The sequence below is a fragment of the Shewanella algae genome, from assembly GCF_009183365.2.
Lineage (GTDB): Bacteria > Pseudomonadota > Gammaproteobacteria > Enterobacterales > Shewanellaceae > Shewanella > Shewanella algae.
In genome coordinates this window covers 3,318,832-3,333,185 of the sequence record NZ_CP068230.1, presented here as the reverse complement: position 1 = coordinate 3,333,185, position 14,354 = coordinate 3,318,832, and the positions used below count along the sequence as shown (strand labels likewise).

Genomic DNA, 14,354 nt, shown 5'->3' with positions numbered 1-14,354 from the left:
TCCTGTAATTTTCCTTCGATGCGCGATCGAATCTATAGTCGGGTCATGAGTGGCTCGAAAACCCCACGACTCCAGTTCCAGACACTTCTAAATGGTATCGCAATCCGGCAGGAGTGCAAATCTGCCATCCAGTTGTTGTGACAAAGTTTTGTCGTTCAGATCAAATTATTGACACAGGTTCGGCTCTGGACTGCTGTTGTGACTCCGGCCAGCAGATCTTATCTTTCTCACCATTGGTCTCCACTCTTATCAGGCCGCGGATAATACTCTTTTGCAATTGCAGATAGAGCGGGGCCGAGAAAATGGCGGCCGGGGTGAAGTCCAAAGTACTGAAACCGACATAACTGCCTTGGCTGTTTTTCAGGCTGATGGCACCAGCAAGGGCCAATTGCGCCGTTTCAAACAGGACTTCCACCGACAGCTTGATATCCGGGTTACCCAGGAGCGGCAGCGGAATATAACCCAGCGACGGTTTGAGCATCTGCCCCTGGAATTGCCAGGCACTGAGCCGGTGGTAAAGTTTGGCTGGGCCCGTGTCTTCGGCAAGGGTCAGGGCAAATAGGCCGGGTCTGAGCAGGAATACCTTGGCGCCGGTGAGGGCGGCAATCTCCTCGGCTTGCTGCACCAGTCTCGGCGCCGCGAGGCTGTTGCCCAAGGTGAAGTCAGAGTTGAATTCCTGCTCCAGAGACAATAGCGCCAGGCCTTTGGTTTTACTTGAAATACTGCCAAGCAAGGCGCGATAACCGGGCAGGCCGCTCATGGGCTCCAGTTGCATTTTCGCCTTTTGAGCCTGGTTCTTTTTCGCCATTTGTTTGCGCAATCTATACTGCTGCATCGCCAATGCCAGCAACAGCAGGCAGAGCCCCAGGCTGATTGCCAGCAGAATATTACGGGTATGCAGCGCGTCTTGTCTTTGCAGTTGATCTTGCCTGAGTTGGCCCACTTCCAGTTTCAGCTTCTGCTCTGTGACGGCGGATGAATTAACGTCCGAGGTGGTTTGCTGCTCTTTTTCCAACATGGCCTGTTGCAGTTGGATGCTTTCCTCTTGGCTTGCCAGTGCCTGCTGAAACTTACCCTGCGCCTTGTAGGCCGCGGTTTGGTAGCCAAGGGCTTCTATCTGCTCATCCGGCAATTCCAGCAACTTGGCCAGTCGCAAGGCTTCTATGGCGTGCTGCATGGTCAAGGGCCAATCCTCCATGGCCTGGCCCACCTCGGCTATCAGCATCTCGTTATAAACCAGGTAGTGGTTGCTCTTTCTGTCCTTGAATATTTCGTTGGCCTGGAACAGGTAGTCGAGCGCGACCTGATAGTCGTTCAAATGGAAATACGCCTCGCCCAGGTTGTGGAAGTTCAGCCCCTGGGCGATGAAGTTCTTCAGCTCGGCATCTATCTGCTGGGCATTGAGGTAGTAGTCAATCGCCTTGTTCCACTCGCCTGTGTTGCCATACACCATGGCGATAACCGTCATGGTATGGGACAGGAAAGAGCCGGAACCCATGGCTTTATAAGCGTCGGCGGCGCCGTGGGCGTATTCCAGCGCTTCATCCCACTGTTCCATGTCCCGGTATAGTTTGGCCAGGTTAAGCTGCAGCAGTGCCTTTTGATTGGGATGGTTGTAACGGCTGGCCAAACGGAAGGCCTCGGTATAGTGCTGCAGCGACTTGGTGCGCTGGCCGTTGATATTGTAATACTTGCCCAAAGCCGCTTCGGCATTGGCTATCAGGTAGTCATTGCGCAGCCGGTAGGCGGTATCTCTGAGCAGGTTGTAGGCGTTCAGAGACGGAATAGCCTGTTTGGCTATCAGGTTAACTGTACCCAGATCTTCGTAGATGACATACCTGAGCAGTTGGCTGCGTTTGTCCTGGGCATCGCCCAACTGCTCGAGCGCCTGCTGATTGAGGGCGACGGTTTGTTCATACTGTTGGTCGACCCGGCCGAGATAACGGCCTTCAAGATTATAGAGGGCGGCTTTTTCATAGTCGCTGCGGGCGATGATCTTCAACTGCTCAATGATATCTTGTGCCTGTTCCAGCCGCCCGGGAACCAGCACTTGGGCATCCAGATCCAGCCGAGCCAGCAGAATGAGTTTGTCCATCAGCTGATCCGGGGCAAAACCCACTTCCAATGCGCTGGACTGAAACTGTTCAAGCGAGGGATATTGCAACGACTCAGGCAGTGAACTGACCACAGTGCTGTGGAGCTGCCTGGGCTGCTCCCTGAAACTTATCTCTATATCATCCAGTTCGTCGGCGTGCGCCAGACCCATAAGCAGCATGGATGCGATGAACATAACCCTGAAAAAGTACATATATTTGCCTCTGTCCCATTCTGCGGGGACTTAATTGTTAGCTTTTATTAGCAACGGGTGAGGTGACCGCCCCGAATTGTTATACTCGGCCGATTTTATAACAACAATGACATAAGAAGGAATTACGAGTGAAATCCGCTGTTTTGTCAATCATATCTTACTCTTCCCTACTGACAACTCTGGGCATGGCATCTTCAGCCTGGGCTGACGTCGATTATCAGATAGATCTTAAAAGCCCGGAACATCATCTGGCTCAGGTCAAGGTCACCTTCCCGCAACATTCAGGGCAACAGCTCAAGGTCAATCTGCCGGTTTGGCGCACCGGCAAGTATCAGGTATTGCCGCTGGCGGACGGGGTTCGCCGTTTTCATGCCACGGACGAGCAGGGCAACAGCCTGCCTTGGAAGCGCAGTGCCAGCGGTGAATGGACTGTGGTTTTGTCCAAGCCAACAGCGGTCACCGTCAGCTATCAACTCTATGCCAACGAGTTGGGGCAAAGAGTCAGGCATATTGATGCCAGCCACGCTTTTCTGGATGCCAGCGGCGTATTCATGTACAGCCCCGAGTTTCGCCAAGAGCCGCTCAAGGTAACACTGGATGTGCCGGCCGACTGGCGCAGTTACTCAGGAATGGCAGCAGCGGATAAGCCCCATTCGTTTGTGGCCGCCAACTATGATGTATTGGTCGACTCGCCGATTGAAACCGGGCTCAGTCAGCACCGCGCCTTCAAGGCCGATGGCAAACAATATGAGCTGGTGGTCTGGGGTGAGGGTAACTATGATTTGGAGCAGATAGAAGCCGATCTCGGTAAGTTATCCGGTACGGCGGCGGCCATTTGGGATGACTATCCCTTTGAGCGTTATGTTTATATGGTGCACGCCACTTCGGGGGCCCGCGGCGCCACCGAGCATTTGAACTCAACCATTATCCAGCTGCCGAGATTCAACTTCCGTGAGCGCCAGGATTACCTGCGTTTTATCAGCACGGCTTCCCATGAGTTTATTCATACCTGGAACGTCAAGGCCTATCGCCCTGAGGGACTGGTGCCCTACGACTATCAGCAGGAGAATATGACCGAGCTTTTATGGATGGCGGAAGGCTCTACCAGTTATTTTCAAAACCAGTTGTTGCTGCGTGCCGGGATCATGACGCCGAAAGAGTTTATGGAGGACCTGGCCAAGCGGGTCAATGCCAATCAGCATAAACCGGGGCGGGAAATTCAGTCGGTGGCCGAGGCCAGTGCCGGTCAGTGGGTCAGCACAGGCGGCGATTACGCCATCAACCACAGTGTGAACATCTATTCCGAAGGTTATCTGACTTCGCTGGCACTGGACTTTTCACTGCTGCAGGACACAGATAAAGAGGTGTCCTACCGGGATGTGCACCGGAGTCTCTATCGTGAGCATAAGGTCCCCAAGGGATACAATGTCACGGATGTGAAACGTATTTTGAAAAACTTATCCGGCAAGGACTATGAGTCTTGGTGGCAGAGCCATGTCAATGCCCCCTTGGTGCTGGACTTTGACAAACTGCTGAGTCAGGCAGGGCTTAAGACCGCCTACGGCCAAGACAGTAAGGAGCAGGCCTTTGCCGGTATGACACTCATTTCCGGCTCTTTGGTGTTGCAAAGTGTTGAGCGCGGTGGTCCGGCTTGGCAGGCGGGCATAGTCGCCGGCGATCAGTTGCTGGCTATCAATGGCTTGAAAGTCAGCGCCGAAGGTTACGCCAAACGTTTGGCCGACTTTAACGCGGGTGATGAGTTGACTGTGACCCTGTTCCACGACGATAAGCTCATAGAGCGGCGTGTGACTCTGGCTTCAGAGCAATCCGGCAAGCTGCAAATTAAGCCTAAGGAAAGAGTGAGCCGCGCCCAGAAAGCCTTCTTCAAGGCCTGGCTCGGCATAGACTGGCCGTTTGACGCTCAGGGTAACTATAAGTCCTGAGTCTGATTGTCCCGAAAACGCCGGCGCATCTTCACTTGCGCCGGTGTTTTTTTATGGCGCTTATTTTATCTCAGCGCAGGGGACTTCTGCTCGGGAACTTGCTGACAGAAGCCGAGGCAGACCTAGGCTCAGTAATCCCAGTAGCGCAATCAGCATGGCAATCCATATGGGGGCATAGAGGTTGGCTCCCCGGGCGAGCGCATAGCCGCTGATAAAACTGCCTCCCATGACACCCAGGGTGATAACCGAAGTATGCACAGTATTAACCAGTGCCCGGCTGCCCTGGGGAAGCTGCATCAGACGGCTCACCATGGCGGGGTTCATGCTGACACCGCTGAAACCTATTCCCAGTACCGCCACCGCTGCCAATAGTGGGTACTCACTGCCTTGGGCCAGCAGCAACAGGAATAATGCCTGCAGCAGCAATCCCAGCGCCTGGAGTGTTAAGTCGTTGCGGCCACAGAAGCGGGACACCAAATGATTGCCCAGCAACATACTCAAGCCATAACCAAAGAGTAACAGGGTGATAGTCTGACTACTGAAACCCGCCAGCTCGGACAGAATGGGGACAAAATAGCTGAACGCAGCATAAGTGGTACCGATAATACAGAAACTGGTGGCATAGATGGCCCAGAGTCTGGCGCTGGCAAAAGCCTTGAGTTCCTCCTTGAGTGGCAGTGGCGGCTGGGAAGGCAGTGAAGGCAAGAAGCGAACACTGAGCAGCGCGGCCATTAAGCCGCAGAGCCAGACCAGAAAGAACCCAGTGCGCCAACCGAAATACTCGGCACTGAGGCTGGCCATAGGCAGGCCCAATATAGTGCCGAGCATGATCCCGGCCAAGAGCACTGCGATGGCGCGCATTTTTTGCGCTTCGGGTACCAGCTCGCCGACTCGGCCGACCGTGATCCCAAAGAAAGCGCCTGCGGCTGCGCCTATGATGATCCGGGTGACCACAAGCAGCCAATAGTCCTGCGCCATAATCGCAACCCCTTGGGCCAGTAAAAACAGACTGTAGAGAATGAGCAAGGCCTGTTTCGGCGGCCGGCCGGATAGGCAGAGGGTTAACACGGGACCGGCCAGCGCCATGGCGCCGGCGTAGAAGGAGACCAGATAACCCACTTCGGAAACCGACAGGGAAAGTGAGGCGGACAACTGTGGCATCATTCCGAGCACCTGCAGCTCGCAGCTGATAAGGCTGAATATACCCAGTGCCAGCAGATAGATAGAAAAAGGCAGTGACTTTGACATGATTTTTTAGCTGAAAGATTTAAGGTGGTTGCAGTATTACTTATGATTTAAGTTTGATAAATTTCATAAATTCCTTTTAGAAATGAATAAAGTCATGGATCTTAATGCGGTGCGTCAATTTATCAAGGTGGCGGAATGTCTGAGCTTTACCGAAGCCGCGGTGCAGTTGGGACTGACTCAGTCGGGACTGTCCCGGGCTGTTAGTCGCCTGGAGCAACAACTGGGAGTCAGACTACTGCACAGAAATACCCGCAGCCTGAGCCTCACCCCAGATGGACAACTGTTTCTCGCCCGCTGCGCGCCACTGGTTTCCGGGCTCGAAGAAGCCAGGATTTCGCTGCAGGAGAATCTTTGTCTGCCCAAGGGATTGCTGAAGATCAGCGCCCCATCGGCCTTTGGTCGAGTCGTGGTATTACCCATAGTGTCAGGCCTGTTGGCCCGTTACCCTGAGCTCAAGATAGAGATGGAACTGACCGACAGGTTGGTGGATCTGGTTGATGAAGGATTCGATGCCGTCATCCGCACAGGTGAAATCAAGGACTCACGCCTGATTGCCAGACCGCTGAAGGCACTTGAATGGGCGACCTTGGCTTCGCCCGAGTATCTTGCCTCTCATGGCGCACCCGATACGCCCGCCGCGCTGAGGCAGCATAACTGTTTGCGGGTGCGAAGTCCGCTGAGCGGTAAACCTGTCAGTTGGCGTTTCTGTGAGGCCGGCAATCAACTGGAGTATGATTTTGACGGCAACCTGATACTCGATCACGGTGACCCTTTGCTGGAAGCGGCCTGCCTGGACACGGGAGTGGTACAACTGATGCGTTATTTTGTTGATGATGCACTGCAGCAAGGCAAATTGCAGGAAATCCTCCCAACCTATGCACCTCGTCCTCATCCTCTTTTTCTGGTTTATCAACCCTCAAGGCAGCACTCTGCCAAACTCGAAGTGTTGCGGCAGGCACTGCTTGAGCAGTGGGGCGGTTAGCTGGAGACAGAAAAGGCGCCATCAGGCGCCTTTTTACTTGGAGATAGCGATTACAGGCTGTCTTCAACGCTGCCCAAGGCGTCGACCAGTGCCAGCATCAGCGCAACCAGTTCGCTGCTCATCAGCTCAAAGTCGGCGTCCAGTTTGGCCAGCGGATCCTCACCGGCAACATCATCGGTGGCGGCGCGGAACTCTTCCGAGAACTTGAGGCGACGCAGTCCGGCATCGGATTGCAGCACAAAGGCGATGGACTGACCGAAGTGCAGTGCCAGTTTATGCACCTGCTTGCCAGTTTCCAGGTGAGCCAGTACTTCCTCTTCGCCCAGATCCTGCTGCTTGAAGCGCACGGTTGCGCCATCATCGGCGGCAGACTTGAGCTCGGCTTCATCCTGAATGGTGAAGGGGGCAGGGGCATTGCCTTGCTTGAGCCATTCGGTCATTTGCACTTCAATCGGTGTCTTGGTACTCATTGGCACCACAGGCAAGCTGCCGAGCGCCTTACGCAGCAAGGCTAGCAGTTCTTCGGCCTTGGCAGCGCTGGAGCTGTCTACCAGGATCAGTTGCTCATCCAGCAGCAACAGTGCCTTGATTTGGCTGCGACGGGAGAAGGCTCTTGGCAACAGAGTGGTGGTGATTTCATCCTTGAGCGCATCTTTCTCTTTCTTGGTCAGCTTGCGGTTTTCTTCCTCTTCCAGCAGCGACACCTTTTCTTCCAGCGCTTCCTTGATGACCTGAGAAGGCAGCAGCTTCTCCTCTTTGGTGGCACAGATAAGGTGGCGGTTGTTGGCGCTGTGAACCAGGGTGTGCCCCAGTTTGCCCAAAGCCTTGGAAAAACCGAACTTGCTGATGTCCTGACTGGAGCAGGGAGAAAAGGTGAAGCCCTCAAGGGCCGTCTCCAGTGCCTCTATATCGGTGGAAAATGGTTTGTTGAAACGATATACGGTGAGATTTTTAAACCACATGACAGGCGCTCTTTGAAAAATAAAGCCGCAGTGTAAGGCATGAATTCCTCTAGGTAAACCCGCCCTGCTAGCACAGATTTTTTCGCTCTGGGCAGATTTAACCAAAATGTCATATAGCCCTTTGCTTGCCGCGAGGCCCCGTGGTGACGGGCTTTTACCGGTGGCTGGGTTGGTCTTTGATGCCAATGAAGCCAACAGGTTAAAAGATGAAATAAAACTGCAACAGACTCGTTGCACACTTTCGCTCGTTCCAAACCAATAACCAAGACGAAGAGAACGTCGAAAGGAATTAATGATGAACGCATTTTGCAAAACACTACTCGCTTCAGCTATCGCTTCAGTCTCTCTGGCCTCTGCCCATGCAGCCGAGCCGCTGACCGTTTACGGCAAGCTGAATGTTACTGTTCAGTCCAACGACGAGGCCGGTGCTGACGATTCTGAAACCACGGTTCAGAGCAATGCCTCTCGTTTTGGCGTGAAGGGCGAATTCGATCTGGGTAACAACCTGGCAGCATTCTACACAGTGGAATACGAAGTAGACACAGGCGATGATGCCAAAGACAACTTCCTGGCCCGTAACCAGTTTGTTGGTTTGAAGGGTAACTTCGGTGCTGTCTCTGTGGGTCGTAACGACACCATGCTGAAAGTGTCTCAAGGTAAAGTGGACCAGTTCAACGACCTGTCAGGCGACCTCAAGAGCCTGTTCAAGGGTGAAAACCGTATCGAGCAAACAGTGACTTACCTGTCGCCTTCATTCGGTGGTTTTAAAGTTGGTGCCACTTACGCTGCCGAAGCCGCCAAGTCACAAGGCGGTGAAGATGGTTTCTCTATTGCCGCCATGTACGGTGACAAGGATCTGAAAAAGAGCGCAGTATTCGCCTCTATTGCCTACGACTCTGAAGTTAAGGGCTACGATGTTCTGCGCGCCACAGTACAGGCCAAGCTGGCCAACTTCATCCTGGGCGGTATGTACCAGCAGGAAGAAAAGTCAGTGGACGGTGACAGCAAGAACGGTTACCTGCTGAGCGCGGCTTACAAGATTGACGCGGTGACCCTCAAAGGTCAGTGGCAGGACATGGAAGACAAGGGTGATTCCTGGTCTATCGGTGCCGACTACAAGCTGGGTAAGCCTACCAAGCTGTTTGCCTTCTACACCAATCGCTCCATGGAAGATATGGACGATGATGACAAGTACATAGGTGTTGGTCTGGAACACAAGTTCTAAACGACCACAGCTGCAGCAAAGGAGGCCTTGGGCCTCCTTTTTGTTGTCACCCTAAAACCACCTCCTATGGAGGTGGTGATCGTCAAGTCGGGGCTCAGCCCGAAGAGTGCCCATACTGCATACTGACTCGGTTTGTTACCAGCAAATCAAGGAGTAAGCAGTATGAGCCGATATGAAAGTGCATCGCACGTCTTCTATCGCTGTCAGTATCACATTGTATGGACGCCAAAGTATAGACACAGGATCTTGAAGGGCCGAGTTGGACAGGAGGTTTGTCGCAGTATTTATATCTATAGCGGCATGAAGAAGTGCCGGATAGTAGAGCTAAATGTCCAGATAGACCATGTTCACTTACTGGTGAGACTTCCGCCAAGCTTGAGTGTCTCGGAGTACGTAGGTTTTTTAAAGGGAAGAACTGCGATAAGACTGTTTAACAAATTCCCTTACTTACGAAAGCATAAATTATGGGGTAACCACTTTTGGCAAAGAGGCTACTTTGTAGATTCAGTGGGAGCAAACGAAGAGATCATTCGTAGATATGTAAGGTATCAACAGAAAGTAGAGGCAGAGGAATCAAACGGCCAGATCAAGCTTGGTTTGGATGGGTAATTCTTTTAGCCCCCTTCTAGGGGGCTGTTCAAAGCCACCTGCTATGCAGGTGGATTTTTTACTTGCACTGTTTGTAGGCAGGAGGCGTATTGAGGTAGCTCTTTGTCGCGCTGCTGTTGGTTCTTGCCTTCGGCCTTTGCGGATGAATCCAGCCAACTCAGCCGAACGGCTCTTGGGCGCGTTCCTGCAGTGTGAAAACAGTTGTCAGGAAATTGTGTCAGTGCCGTGTACCTGAAAGATAATTCGCGCCTGGCCTAACAGGGAGCCGCGGCAGCACTTGGTTAAGTTAAGGCTAACTTATTGTTTGTTGTAGACTTGTAATCTAAATTCAGCTGCAGTGAGATTGTTGCTCGTGGCGGTCAATAATGGCTCTTTGGTAAGCTTTTCATTCCAGTTTCAAGTGTTTAATCGGGAAAATTGTGACAAAATAGCGGCGTTAAAGGTGTCAGAGTCGGCCCTTTTCATAATTTTGTAATAAAACTGTCCAATAATGGCCACGTGGAAATTCACTGACAGAAACCGTTATGACTGCAAGGATTTTAATAGTAGAAGATGAGTTGGCTATCCGTGAGATGCTGACTTTTGTTATGGAACAACACGGGTACACCACCAGTGCCGCCGAGGACTTTGACTCTGCGCTGGCACTGCTCAAGGAACCTTATCCGGATCTTATTCTGCTGGACTGGATGTTTCCCGGTGGCAGCGGTATTCAGTTTGCCAAGCGATTGAAGCAAGATGAGTTTACCCGCCAGATCCCCATTATCATGCTCACCGCCCGCGGCGAGGAAGAGGACAAGGTCAAAGGCCTGGAAGTGGGCGCCGATGACTATATTACCAAGCCGTTTTCCCCCAAGGAGCTGGTGGCTCGCATCAAGGCGGTTCTCAGACGCGCCGCACCAACCCGCCTGGAAGAAACCATAGACGTGCAGGGCCTGACCCTGGATCCTGTCAGCCACAGGGTCACAGTGGGGGATTCTGTGCTGGAGATGGGGCCGACCGAGTTTCGTTTGCTGCACTTCTTTATGACTCACCCGGAACGGGTCTACAGCCGTGAGCAGCTGCTGGACAATGTCTGGGGCACCAATGTCTATGTCGAAGACAGAACCGTGGATGTGCATATTCGTCGCTTAAGGAAAGCCGTGGAGCTGTCCGGGCACGATAAACTGATCCAAACGGTTCGCGGCGCAGGTTACCGCTTCTCTACCCGTATCTAGCGGGGTAACAATGGGCATGGGCCGGGTTTTGCGTTATCTTGTGCAACCATCGGCCTTTTGCCTGGGCATTTTCTATGTTTGATTCCTATTCGGGTTATCGGCTGTTTTCCCGTTTGATGCTGTACCTGGCGGCTTGTTTGCTGCTTGGGTTGCTGCTTGGTCAGTTGCTCTTGGTACTGTGTCTGGGCGCTTTTCTATTATTGGGTTGGCACTATCGCCAGCTTATCCGGCTCAATTACTGGTTGTGGCGCGATCGCCGCTTAACGCCGCCGCAGGGCAGTGGCAGTTGGGAAGGGGTGTTCAACGGCATCTATCGCCTGCAGGGTAAAAATCGCAAGCGAGTGAGTCAGTTGGCCGGGCTGCTGGGAAGGTTTCGCCAGGGGGCCGAAGCACTTCCCGATGCGGCCGTGGTACTCGATTCAGAGCACAATATTCTCTGGTGTAACAAGTTGGCGCAGCTGCTGCTTGGCTTTGTCTGGCCGCAGGATAATGGTCAGCGAATAGATAACCTTATCCGGCATCCCGACTTTTCGGCCTATTTGAAAAAGGGCCATTACAAGGAGCCGCTGGAGCTGCCGTCCCCGGTTTCGGATAAGCGTTTGCTGGAAGTGCGTTTGATGGCCTATGGCGACAGGCAGTTGTTGCTGATTGCCCGGGATATCACCCGGGTTAGGCAACTCGAGGGGATGCGCAAGGAGTTTGTTGCCAATGTCTCTCATGAGCTGAAGACACCGCTCACTGTGCTGCAGGGATATCTTGAGATGATGCAGAGCATGGCCGAACCCGACTCACCCAATGTCAAGGCGCTGGAGCTGATGCAGCAGCAGACAGGCAGGATGCAGTCCATGGTGGAGCAGCTGTTGGCGTTGTCGCGGATTGAAGATGCCGCCGATATCAACCTGGAACACACAGTGGATATGCAGCAGTTGATGACCACCTTAAAAGAGGAGGGCGAAGCGCTCTCCCGTGGTCGCTACCAACTGAGCTTCTATGCCGAACCAGGGCTCAATACCCATGGCAATGAGTTGCAGCTGCGCAGTGCCTGCTCCAACCTGTTGTCCAACGCCATACGCTATACAGAGCCGGGTGGCACTATTGAGGTGCGCTGGCAACGGGTGGCAACCGGCGCCATGTTCAGTGTTAAAGACAGTGGTGAAGGTATTGCACCGCAGCATATCAGTCGCCTGACCGAACGCTTCTATCGGGTTGACAGTGCCCGCTCGCGGCAAACCGGTGGCAGTGGTCTGGGGCTGGCGATAGTGAAACACGCCCTCAGTCATCACCACAGCGAACTCAAGGTGGCCAGTGAGCTTGGCAAGGGCAGTACCTTCAGCTTTGTGATCCCGCAGCATCTGCTGGAGCAGCAAGCTTCCTGACGCGTTTGACTGTATTAACCCTATTAAGGAGCCTTTGGCTCCTTTTTGCTGTCTAGCGGGAAGAGGTAGGCTTTGTACACTCTTTTTCAAGCCTGTGGCAAATGGCAATCTCACGGTCATGATTAGGCAAAGGCTTTAGGAAACTGTCGGGGCGACATTGTCAATCGAGGGTCCTTTATGCCGAAATGGCTTCAAGGCGTGGCTGGCAGTTATTTTCAGTCTGTTATTTTCGATACCCAGTTACAGCGTATTTATTTTGGCTTGTCATGCAACTGTCATTTTTAAGTCATAGACTTGTCATTGTGGCAATTGATACTGGCTGCGTTTTAGAAACCAAGTTCGGTAAAAACTGGAGCAAATAATGAAATTGAAACAGCTTGTCGGCGCGGTAACCCTTACGGCCGCTGGTGTATTCTCTGCAGCATCTATGGCTGCTATCGATCAGTCACTGCCAACCTACGAGAAAACAAGTGGTGTTTCCGGTAACTTGTCTTCCGTCGGCTCTGACACTCTGGCCAACATGATGACTCTGTGGGCGGAAGAATTCAAACAGATGTACCCTAACGTCAACATCCAGATCCAGGCTGCCGGTTCTTCAACTGCGCCTCCAGCTCTGACCGAAGGGACTTCTCAGTTCGGCCCAATGAGCCGCAAGATGAAGCCAAACGAAGAAGAAGCGTTTGAAAAGCACTATGGTTACAAGCCTACTGCGATTCGTGTAGCCATCGATGCCCTGGCGGTTTTTGTTCACAAGGACAACCCAATCAAGGGCCTGAGCATAGAGCAGGTTGATGCTATCTTCTCCTCTACCCACAAGTGTGGTGGCAGCGATATCACTCGCTGGGGTGATGCCGGTCTGGACGGAAGCTGGTCTGCCAAAGACATTCAGCTGTACGGCCGTAACTCAGTATCCGGTACTTACGGTTACTTCAAGAAGAAAGCGCTGTGTAAGGGTGACTTCAAAGCTAACGTGAACGAGCAGCCAGGCAGCGCCTCAGTGGTTCAGTCTGTATCTCAGTCGCTGAACGCTATCGGTTACTCAGGCATAGGTTACAAGACAGCCGGTGTTAAAGCCGTGGCTCTGTCCAAGAAGGGCGACGACTATATCGCTGCAACCCCAGACAATGCTGCCAGCGGTACTTACCCACTGTCACGCTACCTCTACGTTTACATCAACAAGCACCCAAACAAAGAGCTGTCACCCATGCAGCGCGAGTTTGTCCGCTATGTCCTGTCCAAGCAGGGTCAGCAGGTGGTTGAGAAAGACGGTTATGTTGCACTGCCAAGAAGTGTGATTGCCAAAGACCTGGAGAAGGCTGGTATCCGTCTGTAAGACATACTCCCTTCGAAGAAAAGCCCGCATCGCGGGCTTTTTTGTGTTTCAGTCCATGGAAAACAGCGCCGGGGCGCGCTGCTGCATGAACTCGATAAAGAGTTTTACCTTGAGTGGTTGCTGGCTGCGTTGATGATAGAGCAGGGAGATACGCCGTTTTTCTCCTTTCCACTCCGGCAGCAATACCTGCAGCCGGCCGTCTTTCAACTCCTGTTTGCAAAATAGCTCTGGGCCGTAAAGAATGCCGCCGTCATTTAAGGTTGCGCGGATGGCACCGTGGAGATCCGTCAGGGTCAGGTTGGCCGGGCCATCATAATAGAAGGCATCGCCATCGGGATGGCGCAGCGACCAGTTGAACAGAGGCCAGACCTTGATCACCTTATGTTGACTGAGCTGCTGCGGATGATTGAATACCGGCGCCTTTCGAAGATACCCGGGGGAAGCCACCAGGCGATAATCCAATACCCCGAGAGAGCAGGAGACCCAGGAGGAGTCCGGCTGGGTGCCGCCGACTATGGCAACATCTATGCCTTTGTCGATGAGATCCACCACCTCATTGCTTTGGGCGATATGCAGCTTGATATCCGGGTAGCACTCGCAAAATTCGTTCAGTGTCTCGATGAATATCATAGAGATTATCGAGATGGGGGCGGCAATTCTCAGGGTGCCTTCGGGTTTGTCGGCGCAGGTGCCGCTGGCCAGGGCATCAAACTGGGCTATCAGTTGCTGATAGCGTTGGAACAACTCCAGTCCCTCTTCGGTCAACCTCAGTTTGCGGGTGGTACGCATCAGCAGTTGTTTATCCAGCACAGACTCCAGCTTGGCCAATTTGCGGCTGACGGTGGCCACCGGCATATCCAACACTTTGGCGGCCTGGGAGAAACTGCCGGCATTGACCAGATGTACAAACAAGTAGAGCAGTTGCAGTTCGGGGGCCTGATTGTCACTCATTGCGGTTCCTCAATGTGCCAAGGATATGTTTAAAACGCTTGTCTGCCGGTTTCTACGACCATAGCGCAATGGCTGGCGGATAACGACTATGGTATCTTGCCGGCGTCTCTGCCGAACTTACTTAGCTGTACTGATAAGGGGCAGGCAAGATACAAAATTCCCCCGCCATTTTCGCAGATCCCCGGCGGGAGTACGACAGCCAA

Annotated in this window: 11 protein-coding genes; 7 read left to right on the top strand and 4 right to left on the bottom strand. The window is 53.0% G+C overall.

The window, feature by feature from the left end; genetic code table 11:
- Positions 1–160: 160 nt before the first annotated feature.
- Positions 161–2,308, bottom strand: a complete 2,148-nt coding sequence (locus E1N14_RS14975) for a tetratricopeptide repeat protein (protein ID WP_062793950.1) — start codon at positions 2,306–2,308, stop codon at positions 161–163.
- A gap of 128 nt (positions 2,309–2,436) precedes the next feature.
- Here E1N14_RS14975 and E1N14_RS14970 point away from each other — a divergent pair, with 128 nt between their 5' ends.
- Positions 2,437–4,251, top strand: a complete 1,815-nt coding sequence (locus E1N14_RS14970) for a M61 family metallopeptidase (RefSeq protein ID WP_025011998.1) — start codon at positions 2,437–2,439, stop codon at positions 4,249–4,251.
- Positions 4,252–4,311: 60 nt separating this feature from the next.
- On the opposite strand, the gene E1N14_RS14965 is transcribed toward E1N14_RS14970, so the two are convergent.
- A complete protein-coding gene (locus E1N14_RS14965; RefSeq protein ID WP_051547198.1) occupies positions 4,312–5,499 on the bottom strand; it encodes an MFS transporter in 1,188 nt (395 codons plus the stop codon).
- Between the two features lie 94 nt (positions 5,500–5,593).
- Between E1N14_RS14965 and E1N14_RS14960 the strand changes: the two genes are divergently transcribed.
- Complete coding sequence (locus tag E1N14_RS14960) at positions 5,594–6,481, top strand: LysR family transcriptional regulator (protein WP_025012000.1); 888 nt, start codon at positions 5,594–5,596, stop codon at positions 6,479–6,481.
- Between the two features lie 50 nt (positions 6,482–6,531).
- On the opposite strand, the gene rdgC is transcribed toward E1N14_RS14960, so the two are convergent.
- Complete coding sequence (gene rdgC, locus E1N14_RS14955; protein WP_025012001.1) at positions 6,532–7,443, bottom strand: recombination-associated protein RdgC; 912 nt, start codon at positions 7,441–7,443, stop codon at positions 6,532–6,534.
- Positions 7,444–7,735: 292 nt separating this feature from the next.
- On the opposite strand from rdgC, the gene E1N14_RS14950 reads away from it, so the two are divergent.
- From E1N14_RS14950 to E1N14_RS14930, 5 genes are all read left to right on the top strand, one after another.
- A complete protein-coding gene (locus E1N14_RS14950) occupies positions 7,736–8,668 on the top strand; it encodes a porin (RefSeq protein ID WP_025012002.1) in 933 nt (310 codons plus the stop codon).
- A 162-nt stretch (positions 8,669–8,830) separates the two neighbouring features.
- Positions 8,831–9,277 carry an IS200/IS605 family transposase gene (tnpA, locus tag E1N14_RS14945; protein WP_025012174.1) on the top strand — a complete coding sequence of 149 codons (447 nt, stop codon included), beginning with the start codon at positions 8,831–8,833 and terminating at the stop codon, positions 9,275–9,277.
- A 524-nt stretch (positions 9,278–9,801) separates the two neighbouring features.
- Entirely contained in the window at positions 9,802–10,491 is a 690-nt protein-coding gene (phoB, locus tag E1N14_RS14940; protein WP_025011640.1) for a phosphate regulon transcriptional regulator PhoB, read from the top strand.
- A gap of 74 nt (positions 10,492–10,565) precedes the next feature.
- Entirely contained in the window at positions 10,566–11,867 is a 1,302-nt protein-coding gene (gene phoR, locus E1N14_RS14935) for a phosphate regulon sensor histidine kinase PhoR (protein ID WP_025011641.1), read from the top strand.
- A 361-nt stretch (positions 11,868–12,228) separates the two neighbouring features.
- Entirely contained in the window at positions 12,229–13,200 is a 972-nt protein-coding gene (locus E1N14_RS14930; RefSeq protein WP_025011642.1) for a PstS family phosphate ABC transporter substrate-binding protein, read from the top strand.
- 48 nt (positions 13,201–13,248) lie between these two features.
- Here the strand turns inward: E1N14_RS14930 and E1N14_RS14925 are convergent, their stop codons facing one another.
- Complete coding sequence (locus E1N14_RS14925; protein ID WP_025011643.1) at positions 13,249–14,151, bottom strand: LysR family transcriptional regulator; 903 nt, start codon at positions 14,149–14,151, stop codon at positions 13,249–13,251.
- Positions 14,152–14,354: the final 203 nt, after the last annotated feature.

Coding starts and splice junctions, on each gene's coding strand:
- E1N14_RS14925 (WP_025011643.1), bottom strand. CDS start 14,151: ATGAGTGACAATCAGGCCCCCGAACTGCAACTGCTCTACTTGTTTGTA.
- E1N14_RS14960 (WP_025012000.1), top strand. CDS start 5,594: ATGGATCTTAATGCGGTGCGTCAATTTATCAAGGTGGCGGAATGTCTG.
- tnpA (WP_025012174.1), top strand. CDS start 8,831: ATGAGCCGATATGAAAGTGCATCGCACGTCTTCTATCGCTGTCAGTAT.
- E1N14_RS14975 (WP_062793950.1), bottom strand. CDS start 2,308: ATGTACTTTTTCAGGGTTATGTTCATCGCATCCATGCTGCTTATGGGT.
- phoB (WP_025011640.1), top strand. CDS start 9,802: ATGACTGCAAGGATTTTAATAGTAGAAGATGAGTTGGCTATCCGTGAG.
- phoR (WP_025011641.1), top strand. CDS start 10,566: ATGTTTGATTCCTATTCGGGTTATCGGCTGTTTTCCCGTTTGATGCTG.
- E1N14_RS14930 (WP_025011642.1), top strand. CDS start 12,229: ATGAAATTGAAACAGCTTGTCGGCGCGGTAACCCTTACGGCCGCTGGT.
- E1N14_RS14950 (WP_025012002.1), top strand. CDS start 7,736: ATGATGAACGCATTTTGCAAAACACTACTCGCTTCAGCTATCGCTTCA.
- E1N14_RS14965 (WP_051547198.1), bottom strand. CDS start 5,499: ATGTCAAAGTCACTGCCTTTTTCTATCTATCTGCTGGCACTGGGTATA.
- rdgC (WP_025012001.1), bottom strand. CDS start 7,443: ATGTGGTTTAAAAATCTCACCGTATATCGTTTCAACAAACCATTTTCC.